Annotated in this window: 15 protein-coding genes and 4 pseudogenes; 10 read left to right on the top strand and 9 right to left on the bottom strand. The window is 65.3% G+C overall.

The window, feature by feature from the left end; all coding sequences use genetic code 11:
* The first annotated feature begins 251 nt into the window (after positions 1–251).
* On the top strand, positions 252–1,139 hold the full coding sequence (locus JL101_RS32595; protein ID WP_228435597.1) for a hypothetical protein: 888 nt from the start codon (positions 252–254) through the stop codon (positions 1,137–1,139).
* Positions 1,140–1,147: 8 nt separating this feature from the next.
* Here JL101_RS32595 and JL101_RS32600 read toward each other — a convergent pair whose 3' ends face one another.
* From JL101_RS32600 to JL101_RS32610, 3 genes are all read right to left on the bottom strand, one after another.
* Complete coding sequence (locus tag JL101_RS32600) at positions 1,148–2,416, bottom strand: IS256 family transposase (protein ID WP_203104637.1); 1,269 nt, start codon at positions 2,414–2,416, stop codon at positions 1,148–1,150.
* Positions 2,417–2,793: 377 nt separating this feature from the next.
* Positions 2,794–2,985 (bottom strand): hypothetical protein, encoded by a 192-nt coding sequence (locus JL101_RS32605; RefSeq protein ID WP_203104625.1) that lies wholly within the window; start codon positions 2,983–2,985, stop codon positions 2,794–2,796.
* 112 nt (positions 2,986–3,097) lie between these two features.
* Positions 3,098–3,253 (bottom strand): hypothetical protein, encoded by a 156-nt coding sequence (locus JL101_RS32610; protein ID WP_203104627.1) that lies wholly within the window; start codon positions 3,251–3,253, stop codon positions 3,098–3,100.
* A gap of 301 nt (positions 3,254–3,554) precedes the next feature.
* Here JL101_RS32610 and JL101_RS32615 point away from each other — a divergent pair.
* The 6 genes and pseudogenes from JL101_RS32615 to JL101_RS32640 all read left to right on the top strand — a co-directional run.
* Positions 3,555–3,905 (top strand): annotated as a pseudogene (locus JL101_RS32615) (helix-turn-helix domain-containing protein); the annotation flags it as partial.
* A gap of 101 nt (positions 3,906–4,006) precedes the next feature.
* Entirely contained in the window at positions 4,007–4,870 is an 864-nt protein-coding gene (locus tag JL101_RS32620) for an IS5 family transposase (RefSeq protein WP_203104668.1), read from the top strand.
* Positions 4,871–5,743: 873 nt separating this feature from the next.
* Positions 5,744–6,658, top strand: a pseudogene (locus JL101_RS32625) (IS256 family transposase); the annotation flags it as partial.
* A gap of 66 nt (positions 6,659–6,724) precedes the next feature.
* Positions 6,725–6,910 (top strand): annotated as a pseudogene (locus tag JL101_RS37055) (calcium-binding protein); the annotation flags it as partial.
* 69 nt (positions 6,911–6,979) lie between these two features.
* Positions 6,980–7,474: a hypothetical protein gene (locus JL101_RS32635; RefSeq protein WP_228435599.1), complete on the top strand. Its 495-nt coding sequence runs from the start codon at positions 6,980–6,982 to the stop codon at positions 7,472–7,474.
* On the top strand, positions 7,471–7,608 hold the full coding sequence (locus JL101_RS32640; RefSeq protein WP_203104657.1) for a hypothetical protein: 138 nt from the start codon (positions 7,471–7,473) through the stop codon (positions 7,606–7,608). Before JL101_RS32635 ends, JL101_RS32640 begins: the two co-directional genes overlap by 4 nt.
* Before the next feature lie 351 nt (positions 7,609–7,959).
* On the opposite strand, the gene JL101_RS32645 is transcribed toward JL101_RS32640, so the two are convergent.
* From JL101_RS32645 to JL101_RS32655, 3 genes and pseudogenes are all read right to left on the bottom strand, one after another.
* Entirely contained in the window at positions 7,960–8,823 is an 864-nt protein-coding gene (locus JL101_RS32645; protein WP_228435600.1) for an IS5 family transposase, read from the bottom strand.
* A 134-nt stretch (positions 8,824–8,957) separates the two neighbouring features.
* Positions 8,958–9,275, bottom strand: a pseudogene (locus tag JL101_RS32650) (IS5/IS1182 family transposase); the annotation flags it as partial.
* 104 nt (positions 9,276–9,379) lie between these two features.
* The gene (locus JL101_RS32655) at positions 9,380–10,795 is read right to left on the bottom strand and encodes a replication initiation protein (RefSeq protein WP_203103426.1); all 1,416 of its coding nucleotides are present in this window, start codon (positions 10,793–10,795) and stop codon (positions 9,380–9,382) included.
* 985 nt (positions 10,796–11,780) lie between these two features.
* On the opposite strand from JL101_RS32655, the gene JL101_RS32660 reads away from it, so the two are divergent.
* Positions 11,781–12,611, top strand: coding sequence for a helix-turn-helix domain-containing protein (locus JL101_RS32660; RefSeq protein WP_203103424.1), 831 nt, complete (start codon positions 11,781–11,783; stop codon positions 12,609–12,611).
* Between the two features lie 664 nt (positions 12,612–13,275).
* Here JL101_RS32660 and JL101_RS32665 read toward each other — a convergent pair.
* A complete protein-coding gene (locus JL101_RS32665; protein WP_203103422.1) occupies positions 13,276–13,932 on the bottom strand; it encodes a hypothetical protein in 657 nt (218 codons plus the stop codon).
* Positions 13,932–14,663, bottom strand: a complete 732-nt coding sequence (locus tag JL101_RS32670; protein ID WP_203103420.1) for a ParA family protein — start codon at positions 14,661–14,663, stop codon at positions 13,932–13,934. The genes JL101_RS32665 and JL101_RS32670 overlap by 1 nt, the downstream gene beginning before the upstream one ends.
* A 472-nt stretch (positions 14,664–15,135) precedes the next feature.
* On the opposite strand from JL101_RS32670, the gene JL101_RS32675 reads away from it, so the two are divergent.
* Together JL101_RS32675 and JL101_RS32680 are read left to right on the top strand one after the other, a co-directional pair.
* Complete coding sequence (locus JL101_RS32675) at positions 15,136–16,779, top strand: flavin-containing monooxygenase (RefSeq protein ID WP_203103418.1); 1,644 nt, start codon at positions 15,136–15,138, stop codon at positions 16,777–16,779.
* A gap of 69 nt (positions 16,780–16,848) precedes the next feature.
* Positions 16,849–18,042 carry a serine hydrolase domain-containing protein gene (locus JL101_RS32680; RefSeq protein WP_203103434.1) on the top strand — a complete coding sequence of 398 codons (1,194 nt, stop codon included), beginning with the start codon at positions 16,849–16,851 and terminating at the stop codon, positions 18,040–18,042.
* Positions 18,043–18,108: 66 nt separating this feature from the next.
* Here the strand turns inward: JL101_RS32680 and JL101_RS32685 are convergent, their stop codons facing one another.
* Positions 18,109–19,326, bottom strand: coding sequence for a mandelate racemase/muconate lactonizing enzyme family protein (locus JL101_RS32685; protein WP_203103416.1), 1,218 nt, complete (start codon positions 19,324–19,326; stop codon positions 18,109–18,111).
* Between the last annotated feature and the right edge of the window lie 54 nt (positions 19,327–19,380).

Genomic DNA, 19,380 nt, shown 5'->3' on the forward strand with positions numbered 1-19,380 from the left:
CGCCGCCCGTGAGAAGGTGCAGGTCGGCGCGCCCCCAGCCCCGATCGGTCTTCGAACCGGATTTCCCTCGGATCAGGCCAACACGACATCCACAACCGGATCGGACTGGCGGCATACACGAACCTGAACCAGGCTTGTTCCGGCCACACCTGCGTTCGGGAAGCGGGAGCCACCTCATCCGACGGCAATGAACATCGTTCCAGGTCGGAAAAGGGGATGAGGAGGTCACGCAGTGGCCGAACCTGGACGCCATGAGCAAGCTCAGGAGCTGCCTGCGGTCGAGCGAAGGCGTGAAGTGCGTGCTGCTGGCCACCGGCAACCCGGGCGGACCTGGGCACCAGGCGGCGAAGCAGAGGTGGGTGGACCCCGCCGCCGCCGGCATGCGACCGATCACCGATCCGGAAACCGGCGAGATCCGTGTCTTCATCCCGTCCCGGCTGAAAGACGACCTGCCGCTCATCCGGAACGACCCCGGGTACGAGCGAGCGCCGGCTGATGACGCTGGGCGACAGACAACTCGTGAAGGCGTGGCGCTACGGCGATTGGGACTGCACCTTCGGTGGCTTCATCGACGACCTGTAGGTTCCGTCGCGGCACGTGCTGGAGCCCTTCACGACCCCGCCGGGCTGGACCTGCCGCCGGTCATTCGACTGGGGCAGCAGCGGCCGAGCGCGATTCCCATGTGGGCGATCAGCGACGGCACGCCCGTGCGGGAGATGGGCGGGTTCGTCTTCCCGCGGGGCAGCATGATCCTGTTCTCGGAATCGTACACGGTGAAGGACGCCGGCGGCAACGTGAAGCCCAACGAGGGCCTGCGGCTGACAAGCCGGGCGATGGGGCGCGGCATCGCCGAGCGCAGCCGGGGGCGCACCTGGTCAGGCTGGGTCGTCGATCCCGCCATCTTCACGGAGGTGGGACGGGAGAGCATCTATGCCGAGATCAGGAAGGCCACGGCCGGGAAGGGCCAGGTGCTGAACGTCGGGCGGGGACCGGATCGGGGGCTGGCAGAAGACGCGAGAAATCATCGAGAACGCCGCCGAGACGAGGCCGGGGAAGCCCGGCATGTGGGTATTCACCCCCTGCGTCAACTTCCTGCGCACGGTCCCTACCCTGCAGGAGCTATAGCGGAATTTGGGTGACGAGGTATTCAGGCGGCGCTCTGTGATGTCGGCACGCTGACCTCGATGCCGTCGCGGAATGTGACGCCCTGGATGAGCTTGGGCAACTGGTTTTCGCCCTTCAACCGTCGCCAGGTTCTGGAGGCTGCCGAGATCAGCTTGAAGACCATGAGCTTGGCAGTGTCCTGCGAGAGCGCGCCCTTGGTGCGCACCGTCCGGTGACGGACCGTGGCGAAGACGCTTTCGATCGGGTTTGTTGTCCGCACGTGGTCCCAATGTTCGGCGGGGAAATTGTAGAAGGCCAGCAGGGCGTCGCGGTCCTTGGTCAGGCACTCGACGGCGCCGGAGTACTTGGCGCCGTACTTCTTCTCGAAGACGTCCAGGGCGCGCTCCGCTGCCTTGAGGTCGGGCGCCATCCAGATCTCCCGCAGGTCCTGCTTGACCGCGGGCTGGAGCGATTTCGCCACCTTGTTGAGAACATTAGAACTTTTATGAAACCAGCACCGCTGGTGCCGTGTCCCAGGATAGACCTCGTCGAGCGCCTTCCAGAAGCCCAAAGCACCATCGGCGACCGCCAGTTCCGGAGCGATCGTGAGCCCGCGCGCCTTCAGGTCGATCAGCAGTTCGCGCCAGCTTTGGGCGCTCTCGCGAACGCCGACCTGGAAGCCGAGCAGTTCCTTTTTGCCTTCCGGCGTGGCGCCGATCATCACCAGCATGCACTCGGCTGTAGGTTCCATACGGGCCTGGAGGTAGACGCCGTCGGCCCAGACATAAACGTAGCGCCGGGCCGACAAGTCACGCTTCTGCCAGCGCGCGTAGTCGTCCGCCCAGCTCTCCTTCAGCCGGGCGATGACGGACGGCGACAGGTTGGGCGCGTCCTTGCCGAGCAGGACACCCAGCGCCTCCTGGAAATCACCGGCCGAGACGCCGCGCAGGTACAGAATCGGAAGCAGAGCGTCGAGACTGGTCGTCCGCCGAGCCCAGCGCGGCAGCAGCGCCGAACTGAACCGGATCCGCCCCGTAGCCGGACCGGGATCCCGGTCGCGAACCTTGACCCGCTGGAACTCGACCGGGCCGATACCGGTCTGGATCACGCGTTCCGGCCCATGGCCATGCCGGACCAGCCGATCCCGGCCATCTGGCAGTTTCAACTCCTTCATGGAGGCCAGAAATGCCGCCACCTCGGCTTCGATGGCCTGCTCCAGCAACTGGCGGGCTCCCGATCGGAGAAGGGCCGTCAGAGGATCATCGATTTCGTCAGGCTGGCAAAACCGGACAATGCTGGTATCTTCGTTCATGGCGTAGCGCTCCCTCGTGGAGGTTCTGGCAGGCTTCAAGCACCTACCTCGTTACGCCACCTTCCTCACCTCGTCATCACCCAGTTTCCGCCATAGCTCACCCTGCAGCGGGACGAGTCACGTCCCGACGACGTGGACGCCGACCAGGAGGACCATCACGGGAATGCAGCCCGCTGCGCCTGCAACGGCGTTCCGAAAGTTCCGAAGCTGGGTAGCTTCGTCACGGGTGGATAGGCAGTTCCCCGCCCGTTCGCAATTTGGGCAGCAGTTAGTTGTAGAACTAACCAGAATCAACCGATGCCGAACCTTCTATCTAACGGGTTATCCACGAAATGAGTGGATAAATCTGTTAGCAAATTACCACATCCGTCTAGGCTCTAGAACGGAATAGGTACGTATTTTGGCCGAAACGATGGGCCATAGATGTTCGGCCCGAGTGTCCGCAGTTTCATCTCCAGGTCAGGATTGTCGTCGGTGATGTTCGACGCCGTGACCTGGACCAGGAAGCTCCGCAGGTTTGCGACCCCGTTGGTCAGGACTACGATGCGGGCAGCGCCGTGGTCTTCCATGAAGATCGTCAGGAGCCGGCACGCCTCATCAGTCGTCCGTGATCTCCTCGGGCCGCCGTGGCAGCATCCAGACGGCCGGCATGCCTTGTGTGCGTCTTTGTACGCCGTGGCATCAGATGACCGTGAGCGAAGCCCAGGCCATTCCGTCGCGCGTCCATGCCTTCAGGCGGTTCGCCTTGGTCTTCTTCCCCGGGAATGCATCCAGGTCCTTCCAGAGCGTCTCCCACTGGAGCGTCGTGCGGAAACGTTCGTGCGCGATCTGGAGCAACACGTTGATGCTGCCGTCGCCCCGGCGAGAGCCGCCGGCGGTGGGTTGGCGATGTCGCCGAAGCCGGCCAGGTGCATCGAACAGATCTCGACATTGCAGCTGCGGGAGAAACCGTTGCAGACGGCGATCACGAACGCGCCGCCGCCCCAGTCGATCAGCCTCTGCAGGCGCTTGCGCTGCCGCTCCCCTTCCCTACGGATCAGAAAGCTAGAGCCGTGCCCGACCGCGTTGATTCGTGAGGAGGGGTTTTCAAGACGGATTTCATGATCAAGTCCAGGCCCGGCTGAATTTTGGAGGACGTATGCCGGCACCCTATTCCCAGGATCTTCGCGCCCGTGTTGCTTGGGCGATCTCGAGCGGTTCGTCCGCCCGGAAAGCGGCCGACCGGTTCGGGGTCGGGATCGGCACGGCGATCCGGTGGGCGCAGCGCCTGCATACCGAAGGCCATGTCGAGGCTCGGGCCATGGGCGGCGACCATCGCTCGCGGCTGACGGAACATCGGGAAGCGGTGCTGACGTTGATCGCCCACCAGCCGGACCTGACGCTGAAGGAGATCCGCTGCGCGCTGGTCGAGCGGCACGGCATCACCGTCGGCCGGAGCACCATCTCGCGCTTTCTCAGAACCTGTTCGCAGACTGGGCGTGCCGCCCTGTGCTGACCGGAATGCTACCTTGAGCTGAAAGAGGGCTGACGCGCGGGAGGTTAACGGGCTATGTCGAGGGCCATCGTTAACAGTCGCCGAGCCAGCAGGATATGGGTACCGCCGTCAGAACTGCCAAGACTTCGCCGGCCTCCAGGGACGCCTTTGCCGACGTCGATGCCTTCGTGGACGAGGTTCTGATTGAAGTCGCGGCCATGGAGACAGATGGCACGAAGCCGACACGCTCCGGGCCGAAGCCGGTGCTGACCGGAGTGGCACTACGCAAAGCGATCATGGCGATCTGGTGCCTGTGCTTCTGCGGCATGCAGTGGCGCGCCATCGGCCAGCTCTGCGATATCCCGTTCAGCACGCTGTTCACCCTGTTCTCTCGTTGGACCCGGCTCGGGCTATGGCGTCGGTTGCTCGACCGGCTGCGCCGCACTTGGCGGCTGGCCTGCGGTGATGCCGCGGAGCCGACCGCCGTGGTGATCGACAGCCGATCCTGCAGGTCGGCGCCGAGCTGCTTCGGCCGTGGCTTCGATGGCGGCAAGAAGATCAACGGCGTCAAAGTTCACCTGGGCGTCGATAAGTATGGCATCCCGCTGGCGATCGACGTCTCGCCAGCCAATGTGCATGATACGAAAGGTATCATGCCGGTGCTCCGCGAGCTCTCCGGCAAAGGCTTCCGGGGATCGGCGCTGGGCGACCTCGGCTACCGGGGCAAACGGCTGGCCAAGACAGGGCGGAAGCTCGGCATTACCGTCGAGCCCGTCGCTCGCGGCCGTGATGGCAAGTTCCTCCCGGCCGGGATCTGCTGGGTGGTGGAGCGCTCCTTCTCCTGGATTGCCAATTACCGGCGGTTGAACACGATCTTCGAGCGAACGAAGGAGCACCTCGTCGCCTTCGTCGAGATCGCCTTCGTTTCCATCCTCGCCAGGCGCCTGAAGCGCTTGGTGATCGAGGAGGTCACTGCCTGACATCTACGAACAGCTTCTGATAGAGAACCGCCCGTCCTGGTGGTCGATGTCCGGCAGACGGCGGCAACCGGCCTGGCCGAGCGCGAGGCGGCCATCTCAATGATTGAGGCCATCCCGGGCCGCCACCGCTTATAACCTGATCCGCCTGCCCAATCTGCTGGCCACGGCGTAAAGCACGCCTGGAGTCCGCCTGGACGGCGGCTCCGGGAACTCTGAAGCGGAGCGAAAACGCTTCTCTTCAACCAAAATGGGTACAAAACGTGCTGATTTCGATCCTTAAAGGTGGCGAGGGCACTGCAGAGGCATATTTATCCGCGTCCTGTTAAGCCCACCAGCCTCCCGCTCATCAGCTCATAATCATTTCAAAATAGAACCCTGGTCGGCACGCCTCGTCTGCGAACAAGTCTTTGATTGAGGTCATTTTGACGGTAAATGGAGTGCAAGTAATATCCGGTATTCATAAGATAATTATTTCCGATTACTTAAATTCATTCCGCTGCTTCTAATTCCTGCTGAAGCGTGGCTGAGTCTCCGAAGATGGCAGGGCGCTCAGTCGGGCATGGAGTGCGGAAACTTTCCATTTCTCGCATCAGCAGCCATAATTGAGCGCGTATACCAGCAAGACGCCGAGCTTGATCTGGGGGCCAAGGCTCAACGGCGGCTTCGTCAATCGAGCGGATAGCTTCATACAAAGCGGTTCGGTGCATTGCCCGTCCTTCCCAATTAGCCGTAGGACCTAAGGAGTATGATAGGCCTAATTAGTTAACATTACGTCAATAAGCATATCACGTCGAGCTTGGGCCAAGTAGCCGCCTTTATGCGCCGAGGCGCTGCGCAGCCCGACTACCGAACGAAGATGCTCAGCGTGCGGCCTACAAGCGACTGACCAGGCAGGCCGAAGCGCTGATCGCCGGGACCTACCTGGCCGGCACCAACACCCGCCGGGTCCGCCGTGCCCTGGGAGCGCTGTTCGGCGGGGCGGTCGGCAAGGACACCGTCAGCCGGGCCTGGCGCAAGGTCCAGGGCGACTGGGAAGCCTGGCAGAAGCGGGATCTGTCGCAGGACGACATCGTGCGCATCATACTGGATGGCACCGTGGTCAAGGTCCGGCTGGACAAACGGGCCACCGGCATCTCGGTGCTGGTGGCACTCGGTGTCCGGCGCGACGGCCAAAAAGTGCTTCTCGGCCTGCGCAATATGGGCGGCGAGAGCGAAGCCGCGTGGCGGGCCTTCCTGGATGATCTGGTCGCCCGCAAGCTCGCCACGCCGGACCTGCTGATCATCGACGGCGCCCCGGGCCTGGAGGCGGCCCTGAGTGCCCTCTGGCCGGACGTGCCGCGGCAACGCTGCACAGTCCACAAACATAGGAATCTCGTGGCCCACGCGCCCAAGAAGCTGCACGACGAGATCAGCGCCGACTACACCGACATGATCTACGCCAGGACGGTGAAGGAAGTCGAAGCCCGGCGGAAGGCGTTCGTGCGAAAGTGGCGGCTGAAGTGCCCAGCGGTCGCCGCCAGCCTTGAGGAGGCAGGTGCCAACCTGTTCACCTTCCTGCTCTACCCGCCCGACCAGTGGAAGTCGATCCGGACGACCAACGCCATCGAGCGGTTGCACGAGGAGTTCAAGCGCCGGATCAAGACGCAGTGCCTGCTGCCGTGTGCCGAGACCGCTTGCATGCTGTTCTGGGCCCTGCTCGCCAGCGGCCAGATCACCCTGCGCCGCGTTGACGGTTGGGACACCCTGCACGTCGCTCCCGCCGACCAGCCGCTTGACCTCGCCGCATGATCCGACGACCCTGAAGCTCAGGAGAATGCGCCCTCAGCAATTCCTACCAACCTTCGGACACGACCCATCGGTGAAGACAAGGTCGATGGCGGGTCCGGCAACGACACCGTCCGAGGTGGCGACGCCAATGATTTCGTCGGCGGCGGCACCGGTGACGATAAGCTCTATGGCGATGCGGGTGGCGACTACCTCTGGGACACCGCCGGGTTCGATCAGCTCTTCGGCGGGGCTGGCCATGATCGCCTGTTGGGAGGCGAGGGGCGCAACAATCTCAGTGGCGATGACGGAAACGATACGCTGGTCGTACAGCAATACAGCAACGTGACAACCAACCTCTCCAGCGTGTATCGCGGGGGGACCGGAACCGACACCCTGCATGGAAATGTAGACGCGCTGATCGACAGCGATCCCGGACATAATGCCTGGAGCAATGCCGCGTTCTCCGTCAACGTCGACGACGTGGCGGCCGATGGTGGGCTATTTGGTTTCAGCGACCGCCAGGAGGGATGGGTCGAGGGGTATCAGTGGCGCCAAGGGGGCTCTTTCTCTGGTATAGAGCGGATCACAGTGGAGGCGGACACCGTCTTGGAATATCACGGTGGCCGGGCCGCCATGACCGCGATTGGCGGCAATCGTCCTGACTTTTTCCATGGCGGTGCTGGCAACGAAACCCTCATGGGCGATGGCGGTGCCGATCTGTTCGACTTCTCCGGCATCTACAATCAAGGGCTGGATCGCATCGTGGGCTTCAACGCCGCTGAGGGGATCTGGTCACCACGCGATGGAGCGAGGAAGGGTGGTACACGGACCCTGTGAACGTCGACATCGTAGAGCGTAACGGGCACACGATCGTCACGAGCAGCCAACTCGATGGCACTGTGTTCCATGTCATGGACCTCGATGCCGTCGGCATTCAGAACAACATCATCATCGGAGAAATCTGGGGCTGATCACCTTCAGCTCCGCAGTCTGAGTGTGTATTCCGACGAAGTCGGCCACTAATTCCAACCGGAAGCCGGCCATTGTTCCGACACGATGTCGGCCATCATACCGATCTGATGTCGGCCGGGTCTGGATGCTGACAGGTCGATTGTGCTCATCTCACGGGACGCAGGTTCGGTCAAGCTTTCGTCGAGCCTGGGTTGCACCGTCTGCCCGGCTCTCGCAGGGGCTGGGCTGACGGTGGCGGTTACTTTTGCTCGACTTCGGCTTTGTGTTTGCGCAGGGAATCCCCGCTCAGTTCGATTGAACCGCGCCGGGATTTTCGGAGGCCGATTTGGTTGAGAAGCTGTTCGTAGATGTCAGGCAGTGACCTCCTCGATCACCAAGCGCTTCAGGCGCCTGGCGAGGATGGAAACGAAGGCGATCTCGACGAAGGCGACGAGGTGCTCCTTCGTTCGCTCGAAGATCGTGTTCAACCGCCGGTAATTGGCAATCCAGGAGAAGGAGCGCTCCACCACCCAGCAGATCCCGGCCGGGAGGAACTTGCCATCACGGCCGCGAGCGACGGGCTCGACGGTAATGCCGAGCTTCCGCCCTGTCTTGGCCAGCCGTTTGCCCCGGTAGCCGAGGTCGCCCAGCGCCGATCCCCGGAAGCCTTTGCCGGAGAGCTCGCGGAGCACCGGCATGATACCTTTCGTATCATGCACATTGGCTGGCGAGACGTCGATCGCCAGCGGGATGCCATACTTATCGACGCCCAGGTGAACTTTGACGCCGTTGATCTTCTTGCCGCCATCGAAGCCACGGCCGAAGCAGCTCGGCGCCGACCTGCAGGATCGGCTGTCGATCACCACGGCGGTCGGCTCCGCGGCATCACCGCAGGCCAGCCGCCAAGTGCGGCGCAGCCGGTCGAGCAACCGACGCCGTAGCCCGAGCCGGGTCCAACGAGAGAACAGGGTGAACAGCGTGCTGAACGGGATATCGCAGAGCTGGCCGATGGCGCGCCACTGCATGCCGCAGAAGCACAGGCACCAGATCGCCATGATCGCTTTGCGTAGTGCCACTCCGGTCAGCACCGGCTTCGGCCCGGAGCGTGTCGGCTTCGTGCCATCTGTCTCCATGGCCGCGACTTCAATCAGAACCTCGTCCACGAAGGCATCGACGTCGGCAAAGGCGTCCCTGGAGGCCGGCGAAGTCTTGGCAGTTCTGACGGCGGTACCCATATCCTGCTGGCTCGGCGACTGTTAACGACGGCCCTCGACATAGCCCGTTAACCTCCCGCGCGTCAGCCCTCTTTCAGCTCAAGGTAGCATTCCGGTCAGCACAGGGCGGCACGCCCAGTCTGCGAACAGGTTCTCAGCGCATGGCCCATGAAGACCAGCTTCGCCGGGTGCCCGTTGTCCTTGCGGTACAGCCGGGCCTCGGGATCGCTGGTCGAGGCGTGCGTTTCGGTGGACCGCTTCTCTCCATGAAAGTCGCGCTCGCCGTTGCGCCCCGGCGGTTCGCCGCTGCCGTCTTTGGGTCGGAAGCTCTTCACGATGGCCCATGCCTCAATCAGCGTGCCATCCACTGAGAAGTGCTCATCCGACAACAGCGCCTCGACCCGCGGCTGGTCCAGGACGGCGGCCAGGAACTTCGCCGCCACGTCGCCGGCCAGCAGCCGCTCGCGACTCCTGCACCGGGGCGTCAATCGACAAGCTGACGAACTCCGCCTCCCTGCACCAGAGCATCTCCAGGCAACACGGTGGCGCTCACCCTCCTCTCCCCTGCCTTGGCGGCTCAGACCGGATGGGCCATGGCGAACTCGTCGAGGACGAGGTGGACCCACTCGTGGAAATGGACCGCCTCGACCGATGTCCCCGGCAGCTTCGACCGGGGAGACTTGTCGGCGGCCTTGCGCCGGGCCAGGTTCAGCCACCGCTGCCGCTGCTGGGCCACCATGTTGCTGAGCGAGAACATGGCCCTGCAGTTGGGCTGGTCCAGGTCGCGGCCCAGGGCTTCCGTCCAGTCCGCCGGACGGCCCTGCTGCACGGCCAGGACCAGGTCCCCGAACATGGTGGTCAGCCAGCGCTCGAACACCCGGGCGGGCCGGTCGACCTTGACGCCGTGCCGGGCGCACCATTCCGCCCAGGCCACCACCAGGTCGTCGATCGGCGCGTGGCCGTAGTCGGCGCGCAGACGCTCGCGGGTCTGGGCCGTCAGCCTGCGGGCCAACGCTGCCGGATCGATCTCGCAAGCCGGATCGACCGCCGGCAGGTCGAGGGTGAGCTGCCCCGGCAGGTCCTGCGGCTCGGCCTCCATCTTGGCAGGCGGAAGCGCGCTGGTCGGCCCCTCCACCACGAAGGTCACATGGGTCCGCCGCCGCGTCCGCTCGTCCGCGATCAACTCGTAGCGGACGCGGAAGGCGGCATACCGGTTGATCTCGTCCACGGCCACCTTGAGCACGCGACGCTCGAACGCCGCCCAGGAGTCGTAGCTCGCCGCGGCCGCGTTCAGCACCTGCCTCAGGTCGCCCACCGACACCGTCCAGGAAAAGGTCTCGCGGTCGGCATTGGCGCAGAGGAGCTGGTAGAGGCGGTGGCTGTAGCCGGAGGTGAGCTTGGCCAGCACCTTCAGCTGCACCAGGAACCGCTCGCCCCGCGTGGACATCAGCTTCTCCAGCTCGGGACTGAAGCGCCAATACACGATGCCCTGGTTCTCGGGCACGTCGGACAGAGTGACGAGACTGATGTTCATGTGGCGGAGATTATCGTCGCCCGGCGCGAAATAGCCGATCGTGATGACCGACCCCTGCAGCTTCCGGGCCGCCGCCAGCAGGCTCTTGTTGCTCTTATGCCCTTCCCATCCCATCGCCCGCTTCATGTCGGTCGCGAGAGCGGAGTAGAGCATGGTGCCGGGAGACGACTTGCCGCTGGCGACGACGCTCACCACGGCATCGGTGGCATGGGCCAGCATGGCGTCGAGCAGCTTGCGGTCGGTGACCGACAGTTCGGGATCCACGACCTCGATCAGTTCCCGCACCTTCAGGAAGCTGGGGTCGCCGTGGATCCAGTTCGACACGGCCAGCGGGCTGGTCCGCAAGGCCGGATCCGGCGGCAGGACCTCCGGCACCTTGCCGGCGCCGGCCGGACCGGTAGCGCCCCTGCCGCAGCCGCCAAGGGCGGCATCGAAACTGTCGGTATCGAAATCCTGCACGAGAACCTCTCCCGGGCCCCGCTCCATGATGGCCCCCAGGACGTCATGGTGACCTGTTCGGGGCCATCCTGACAACCCGTCGAAAGGCGGGGGGTTGCCCAACATGACGCGTCGGGGGCCATAAAGGCGCCAGCAGTGCCGAACTGGGCGACTTGGAGGCCCGCCAAACCCCCGCGTCATCCCGGACCGAGGCCATCACGGCCTCCTACACGTCACGATGACCTATTCGGGTCCATGATGGCGCCCGCGCTGAACGCCCATGCACGCCGATTCGGTAGGTGTCCGGGATTGTCGATCGCACCGCGTCATCCTCAAACCCTTCGCGGCCTTGGGCGCCGACCGAAAGGGTGACATTGAAGTGTCACAACGGTTTCGACGCCACCGACGCCCCGGGCACGTCAGGGTGACGTATCCGAGGGTATGATGGCTGATCCTCCGGGATCTGCCGGATGCCATCATGCCCCCAAACACGTCACTCCCGCCCAAGGGCGCGCTTTGGACGCCATCATGCCCCCGGTCACGTCACCCTGACGCCTCAGGGGGCATGATGGCGCCCTGGTTGAGAACCCCGCGGACCCGGGCAAGCCCAATGAACCAGTGCCCAGGGCCATTCCGATCGATGCGGAGTTGCGAGTCGCAGGGTGACGCGACGGGGGGGTTGATGGCAGGCGGAAGCTCGCACCACCATGCCCCACGACCCGTCACCCTGACACCGCTGATGGCATGATGGCAGGCGCACCGGCGCCTTTATCCACCCTTGGCCGTCATCATGACGCGGTGGGGGCCATATTGGCGGGGCAAAACCGAACATCAGCGTGTGAATCGGTCGGTAGACCCCATGAGGGAGCGGGCCATCCGGATGCGGTCCTCCTCCATGCCCGGTCCCGGCAGTTGAACGAGCGCCGGACGGGACATGGTCAGGACGGATCGCGCCGGGATGACGACGGCCCGGCGTCCCGATTGAAGACTTGAAAGGATTTGCTGCATGGAATGCCTTTCCAGGCAGAGGATCGGGCTCGTTCCGGCCCGTTATCTGGACCACCCCGACCTGGGCGCCGCCGACCTGGCCGTCCTGTTCGTCCTCTGCGCCCATGCCGACCGGCACGGCCTGTGCTGGCCTTCGCAATCCACGATCGCCGCCAAGTCGAAGCTCGACCGCAGTACCGTCAACCGTATCCTGGCAAAGCTCGTGGACCTCGCGTTGATCGCGAAGGGCCGGCATCCGAACCCGAGGATCCGCACCTGCACCTACCGTCTCGCGGGGCATGAAGCCCTGTTCCGGATCTTTTCCGACGACCTGGACAACGAGCCCGAAATGGCGGGCCCTTCGCCTTCGAAGGATCTGCCGGCGGAGGCTGCTGTCGTCCAGCGCGACACAGAACACCTTGAACAACAAACCTCTCCTCCTGGATGCGCTGGCGCGCGGGAGGCGGGGAATTCCGGAACCGGCAGGACGGTCGCGGCAGAACCGACGATCCTCGGCGACGATTGGACACCCGACCCGTCCGACCTGGTATTCGCCCACGACCACCGGAGCGACCTCACGCCGGAAGACGTCGCCCTGGTCACCCGCAAATTCATCCTCCATCACGGCGGCAGGCCGCTCACCGACCCTTCACGCCTGTTCCGCCGCTGGCTGCTCACCGAAAGGAAGACGCATGCGTGCCCCGACGCTACCCGCGACCCCCGACGCCCTGCCCCACGCTCCGGATTCCCCCGAGGCGGCGCGGCACAGGGGCCTGCCGGCCAAGCCCGATTTGACGCCTGGGCTCGCGCGGCTGCTGAACGCCGAGCGCGTTACGCTCACCACGCCTGATCCCGGCGACGACACGGCAGCCTGCCGGCCCGATTTCGTGGGGACTGCCGAGAAGCCGTGGCACCCCGCTCCCCTGTCCGCCTGCCAAGTCAAGGCGGCACGGCGGATACTGGCCGGGTTCGACGACTACCTGCGTCCGCAGGACTGGGACGAGAACGGCAGGGCCATGCGGGCCATCGCCGTCCTGCTGTCCAGATACAGGCAAGCCGACAGGCCTCCCGAGATGGAAGAGGATATCGCCGCGGAATGGGGCGAGGATGTCGAGGAATACCCGCTCTGGGCGGTCCAGGAAGCCTGTCGCAGCTGGCGGCGCGATCCGAACAACCGCCGGGCTCCCCATCCGGGGGAGTTCCGGACCCTGTGCGAGTCGCTGGTCCGGGAAGCCCGGCAGCAGCGGGACCGCCTGAAGCGCTGCCTGGAAATGCCTCCCCTGCTGGAACCGCCGAGACCGCTTTCGGCGGAGGACCGCGCCGCCCTGGAGGACCGCCGGAGGGCGGAACGACAGGCCGAGATCGCGCGCTTCGAGGAGATCAAGGCCCGGCTGGTGGCAGAGGGCAAGTGGCCCGGCAGGATCGCCGGTAGTCCCCTGCCCTCTCCCGCCGAAGCCGCCGGTCCGCCGCCGGATACGGCATCGGAGCCGTCCGGCGAGCGGCTGCCGGACCACTCAGTCGCCGACGATGTCGGCTCCGCGGTGCGCAGTGCCCTGGACCCCGCCGCCCTCCAGGAGGCGGATGCTGTCCTCGACCTCGGCCAGGGCGCGGCGGAGACGGTCGCGCTGGGCCTTCAGCCGGCGCAGGTCGAGGGTGCCCTGGCGGGGCTTGGCGGCGCGCAGCGAGCGCTTGAACTCGATGATGTCCTTGCGCCCGATGTCCGGCCGCACGAGGCCGGACTGGCGGGCGCGCTTGATCTCCTCGTCGGACAGGGTAGTCAGCTGGTAGGCAACGGAATAGGACGGCGGGATCTCCTCCTCGACCAGCTTCCGCTCCTCCACCGCCTTGGCGATGGCGATCATCTGGCTGGCGATCGGGCGCGAGAACGGCAGCCCCTCGATCAGCCGCTCGAAACGCCCCGGCTGGTCCTCCAGCTTCTCCAGGGCGTTCAACAGGTTGCGGCCGATCGCCAGCACGCGCTGACGGGTTTCGCGCCAGAGGCGGTCGAGATGCTCCCGGAACGCGTCGACATCCTCGGGATCGACGATGCGGTCGAGGCCGGCATCCGGCGCGGCCGGCACGGAGCGGGTCTCCTCCGGATCGCCGATGAAGGACAGCGCCCGGGTGTCGGCGACGGCGGCCTTCTTCTTCGCCTGGGTAAGACTGACCATCACAGCCTCATTTCGTTACGGACGAAGTGCCACAGCCCGATGCAGTCGTCGCGGCCTTTGGCATTGTCGATGTCGACCGCGGATAGGCCCTGGTCGGCGAAGGAGTGGATGTGTTCGAGATCGGGAATGTCCACCGGGCAGAGACGGCCCTCCTTCAGGAGCAGCTTCTTGGCGTCGCGAAATGCCACCGTCCCCCGCTTCACGCGGTTCATGACGAACGCGGCCTCCTTGCCGTAGTGCTTCATCACGCCCATCCAGGGTATGGCGGAGCGGCGGTCGTCGAAGGTCATTCCCGTCGGCAGGAGGACGAAGTCCGCCAGTCCGATCAGGCGGATCACCGCGTCCCGGTAGGCCTGGACGGCGTTGGGCGTGTCGATCACGACGAGGTCGTAGCCGGTCAGCTTCTCGATCTCCTCGGGAGCGGTCGTGATGTCCATCGGGAAGCAATCGAGCTTCGCAAGGCTCTCGTAGCCGGATTCGTCCCGCAGGGTATGCCAGGCGGCAAGGCTTCTCTGGTCGTCGGTATCGACGAGCGCCACCCGCAGTCCGTCCAGGCTCGCGGCGACCCCGACGATGCGGCTGCATCCTGTCTTGCCGATGCCGCCCTTGCTTCCGGAAATGAGCAGCTTCCGCGGAAGCTTGGCCGGTTCCGCGACCGCACCGTCCGGTGCCGGCGTTCCACTGATTTTCTTCGACCTGGGTTTCTTCATCATGACCGCATCGTCCACCATGGCCACCCCCTGGTGATTGGTAATCCCGACGGTCTTATAGGAAACCGCAAGTCAAGAACAGCAGCATGACGCGGCGGCGACGCGGTTGCCTCGCCGGTGTGTCCCGTTTACCCGGTAAACGGTGGAGCTTGCCTATCGTCCCCGCCCGCCGCGATCCCGTTTACCGGGTAAACGGAGAGTGCCCGCTCCTCAAGCAGATCCGCCGGGGTCTCTTCCGATGATCGCCCGGCCCTGCCCTCCCCCGCAAGGAGCCGTGCTGCATCCCGGATCGGGATCGTCCCGGAAACGATGCTGCTTCCGACGCGATCGCCCGGTGGATCTCCGGAATCGTTCAGTACAGCCCGACGGCGGTGCCGCTATCCTGCGCGGGTGCGGTGCCGACCGCCCGGATCCCGGGAAGGTGCGGCGCGTCTCCGCGCCTCGGCCGACCGGAACGGCGGCCCGACCGAACGACACTGGAGGAGACGACCTAATGGACACGGACACCAGGGGTTTGGGGCCGACTGGGCGCAAGCCGCCCCAGGGGAAACTCGACGCGCTGATCATCGGCGCCGGCGTCGCGGGGCTCTACCAGCTGCACCTGCTCAGGAGCCAGGGCCTTAGGGTCAGGGCCTATGACAGCGCGTCGGATGTCGGCGGCACATGGTACTGGAACCGCTATCCGGGGGCACGTTTCGACTCCGAGGCCTATATCTACCAGTATCTCTTCTCGGAGGAGCTTTACAAGGGCTGGAGCTGGAGCGAACGGTTTCCCGGCCAGCCGGAGATCGAGCGGTGGATGCACTACGTCGCCGACCGCCTCGACCTCCGCAGGGATATCCAGTTCGGGACGGCCATCACGAGTGCCCGTTATGACGAGGACGCCGCCCGCTGGATGGTCACGACCAGCCGCGGTGAGACCATCGACACCCAATTCCTGATCACCTGCTGCGGCATGCTCTCGGCTCCGCTGAGCGATCCATTCCCCGGCCGGGACAGCTTCGAGGGGCGGATCTTCCACACCGCGCGGTGGCCCCGCGAGCCGGTCGAGTTCGCCGGCAAGCGCGTCGGTGTCGTGGGCGTCGGGGCAACCGGTATCCAGGTCATCCAGACCATCGCCGCGGAGGTCGGGCATCTGAAGGTTTTCGTGCGGACGCCCCAGTACGTCCTGCCCATGAAGAACCTGCGATACGGTCCCGCCGACGTGGATGCCTACAAGGCGCGTTTCGACGAACTGAAGGCGACGCTTCCCCACACCTTCACCGGCTTCGAGTACGATTTCCAGCACAGATGGGCGGACTTGGCGCCGGCCCAGCGCCTGGAGGTGCTGGAAGAGATCTACGAGAACGGCTCGCTGAAGCTCTGGCTCGCCTCGTTCGCGGAGATGTTCTTCGACGAAGCGGTCAGCGAGGAGGTCTCGGAGTTCGTGCGCGGGAAGATGAGGGCACGGCTGAAGGACCCCAAGCTCTGCGATCTCCTGGTTCCGACCGGCTACGGCTTCGGAACGCACCGCGTCCCGCTGGAGACCGGTTATCTCGAAGTCTACCACCGCCCGAACGTCGAGGCCGTCGGCGTCGCCGACAACCCGATCAAGTGCGTGACCCAGGAAGGCATCAGGACCGCCGACGGCACGCTTCATGAGTTGGATATCATCATCCTGGCGACGGGGTTCGACGCGGGGACCGGAGCCCTGACCCGGATCGATATCCGCGGCTGGGGAGGGCGCTCGCTCCGGGAGGACTGGGGAAGGGACATCCGCACCACCATGGGCCTCCAGGTGCATGGCTACCCGAACCTTTTCACGACGGCCGTCCCGCTCGCCCCATCGGCCGCCCTGTGCAACATGACGACCTGCCTGCAGCAGCAGGCCGAATGGATCAGCGACTGCATCCGGTACATGCGCAACCGGAACCGGACGGTCGTCGAGCCCACTGCCGAGATGGAGGAGCGCTGGGTCGCGCATCATGACGAGACCGCCGCCGCGAACCTGATCTCCAGGACGGACTCCTGGTATCTGGGCTCGAACGTTCCGGGCAAGCCGCGGCGAGTCCTCTCCTACACCGGCGGGGTCGGCACCTATCGCAGGAAATGCGACGAGGTGGCAGCCGGCGATTACCAGGGCTTCGAGATGCGATAGGGGGTGACCGGACCGCGACTTTGCTGACGTCGACGGATCAGTAATGGTTCATCATCGGGAGGAAGAATGATGCTTACGGAGCTGAAAGCTGCTGAGGACGCCGTGCTGAAGGGCGTGGTCGGTTCGGAACCGCGCGTTCCCGGCGTCGTCGCGATGATCACCGACTGCGACCGGAACATCTACGAGGGGGCCGCCGGCACCCGCCGGCTCGGCGGCGGCGAAGACATGACGACCGATACCGTCTTCGCGCTCTTCTCGACGACCAAGGCGGTAACCGGAACCGCGGTGCTCCAACTCGTCGAGGAGGGCAGGCTCGACCTCGATGCGCCGGCCAGGAACTACGCGCCCGGGATCGGCGAGCTGAAGGTCATCGAGGGCTTCGGCGAGACCGGGGAGCCGAGGCTGCGGGCGCCGAAGCGCGACGTCACCACGCGCATGCTGATGCTGCACACCGCCGGCTTCGGCTACGACTTCTTCAACCGGACCTATCATCGCCTGGCGCAGGAGAAAGGGCAGCCAAGCGTCATCACCGCGTCCAGGCGCGCGCTGATGACCCCCCTGCTGTTCGATCCGGGCGAGAAGTGGGAATACGGAAGCAACATCGACTGGTGCGGGCAAGTCGTCGAGGGCATCACCGGACGGAGGCTGGGAGAAGTCTTCAGGACGCGCATCTTCGAGCCGCTCGGCATACGCGACATGACGTTCGAGCTCGATGACGGGCTTCGGCGCAGACTCGCCGGGATGCATGCGCGCAACCCGGACGGCTCCCTGGCGCCGATGGATTTCGAGCTGCCTGCAAATCCGGAGGTCCACATGGGCGGCCATGGCCTCTACGGGACGGTCGGCGACTACATGCGGTTCATACGCATGTGGCTCAATGACGGGCAGGGGGAGCACGGGCGCGTCCTCAAACCCGAAACCGTGGCCATGGCCGAGAAGAACCATCTCGGCGACATGAAGGTCTCCATGCTTCCCGGCGTGATCCCGTCGCTGTCCAACGACGCGGAGTTCTTCCCCGGCCTGTCGAAATCCTGGTCATTCACCTTCATGGTCAACGACGAGGAGGCCCCTACCGGAAGGCCTGCCGGATCCCTCGGATGGGCGGGGCTGGCCAACCTGTTCTACTTCATCGACCGGAAGAACGGCTATGGCGGGTTCTGGGCGACGCAGATCCTGCCCTTCGGCGACCCCGTGTCGTTCAGCGGGTATGTGGACTTCGAATCCGCCCTCTATTCCTGCCTGAAGCGGACCAAGGCTGCCTGACCCCTGCTGGACCCCGGCCCGGATCGCCGGGCGCCCGGGCCGGGGACGCGGGGCGGGGCCGTCCCGTCAGCCGGGGCGCCGGGCTTTGCCGGTCTCGCGGATCACCGCATCCCCGCGTCCGCGCACTTCCGGCAGGAGGGCGGTGCCCAGGCCCGGCCCGGTGGGCGCTTGCACCATGCCGTTCATGATCACCGGAAGGTCGGTGACAAGATCCCGGTACCACGTGGCCAGGGTCGCCCTCACGACCTCCTGGAAGATCGCGGTCGGGGCATGCAGGCCCAGATGAAGGCCCGCCATCAGGGTCACCGGCCCGGTGCAGTCGTGGGGCGCCAGCGGCTTGGCGTAGGCCTCGGCCAGGGCCGCGATCTTGCGCCCCTCCGTCAACCCGCCGCACCAGGCGAGATCGAGCATGACCACGTCGACCGCGTCGGCCTCCAGCATGCCCCGGAACGAGACGGCACCGCCCAGCGTCTCGCTGCCGCAGACCGGCACCCGCGTCCGGCGGCGCAGGTCGGCCAGGGCCCTCGCGTCGCTCATCTTGGCGATAGGGTCCTCGACCCAGAAGACGTCGAACTCTTCCAGCGCCTGGCAGATCCGGAGGGCGGCGCCGGCACTCCACAGGCTGTGCAACTCGCACATGATGTCGATCCGGTCGCCAACCGCGGTACGAACCCTGCGGAACGGCTCGATCCCGGCCTTCAGGTCGGCCAAGCCGATCATCTGGCCGCCCGAAGCATCGGCGTAGATGTCGAGCGGCCAGATCTTCATGGCCGTGAATCCCTCCGCCAGGAGGCTTTCCGCAAGCCCGCCGGCGTCGCGCATGAAGGCGATCTGATCGTCATAGGGGCCGGCAGGGGCGTCCGCGGCGTGGATGGCGCGCCGCGCGACACCGCCGCTGTTGTAGGCATAGCCGGCGCAGGTGTTATAGGCGCGGATCTCCGTCCGGACCGCCCCGCCCAAAGCCTCGTGCACCGGAATTCCATGACGCTTTCCCGCCAGATCCCACAGGGCGAGATCGATGGCGCTGGCCGCGCGCATCTCGGCCCCGGTGCTGTGGAACCCCAGGTAGGGCGTCATCAGATGGCGCGATACCGCTTCGATGCGGCGGGAATCGCGGCCGACCAGCCAGGGGGCGACCTGCTCGTGGATCACCGCCTCCACGGCTTGGGCGCCGCGGAAGCTTTCGCCGAGACCGGTCAGGCCCTCGTCCGTCTCGATCTCGACCCAGATGAGGTTGGGCCGTTTCGCGATGCGGATCGTGCGGACGCAGTGCACCTTCGACATTCCTGTTACCCGCCGTGGATGTTGTTGCCGTGGGAAACAGCCTATCACCACGGC

Origin of the sequence: Skermanella rosea, from assembly GCF_016806835.2 — a bacterium.
GTDB classification, from domain to species: Bacteria; Pseudomonadota; Alphaproteobacteria; order Azospirillales; family Azospirillaceae; genus Skermanella; species Skermanella rosea.

What these genes read in the sequence shown, in the direction of transcription:
- JL101_RS32595 (WP_228435597.1), top strand. Translation starts at nt 252, where the DNA reads ATGAGCAAGCTCAGGAGCTGCCTGCGGTCGAGCGAAGGCGTGAAGTGC.
- JL101_RS32600 (WP_203104637.1), bottom strand. Translation starts at nt 2,416, where the DNA reads ATGAACGAAGATACCAGCATTGTCCGGTTTTGCCAGCCTGACGAAATC.
- JL101_RS32605 (WP_203104625.1), bottom strand. Translation starts at nt 2,985, where the DNA reads ATGGAAGACCACGGCGCTGCCCGCATCGTAGTCCTGACCAACGGGGTC.
- JL101_RS32620 (WP_203104668.1), top strand. Translation starts at nt 4,007, where the DNA reads ATGGGTACCGCCGTCAGAACTGCCAAGACTTCGCCGGCCTCCAGGGAC.
- JL101_RS32645 (WP_228435600.1), bottom strand. Translation starts at nt 8,823, where the DNA reads ATGGGTACCGCCGTCAGAACTGCCAAGACTTCGCCGGCCTCCAGGGAC.
- JL101_RS32660 (WP_203103424.1), top strand. Translation starts at nt 11,781, where the DNA reads ATGGAATGCCTTTCCAGGCAGAGGATCGGGCTCGTTCCGGCCCGTTAT.
- JL101_RS32665 (WP_203103422.1), bottom strand. Translation starts at nt 13,932, where the DNA reads ATGGTCAGTCTTACCCAGGCGAAGAAGAAGGCCGCCGTCGCCGACACC.
- JL101_RS32670 (WP_203103420.1), bottom strand. Translation starts at nt 14,663, where the DNA reads ATGGTGGACGATGCGGTCATGATGAAGAAACCCAGGTCGAAGAAAATC.
- JL101_RS32675 (WP_203103418.1), top strand. Translation starts at nt 15,136, where the DNA reads ATGGACACGGACACCAGGGGTTTGGGGCCGACTGGGCGCAAGCCGCCC.
- JL101_RS32680 (WP_203103434.1), top strand. Translation starts at nt 16,849, where the DNA reads ATGCTTACGGAGCTGAAAGCTGCTGAGGACGCCGTGCTGAAGGGCGTG.
- JL101_RS32685 (WP_203103416.1), bottom strand. Translation starts at nt 19,326, where the DNA reads ATGTCGAAGGTGCACTGCGTCCGCACGATCCGCATCGCGAAACGGCCC.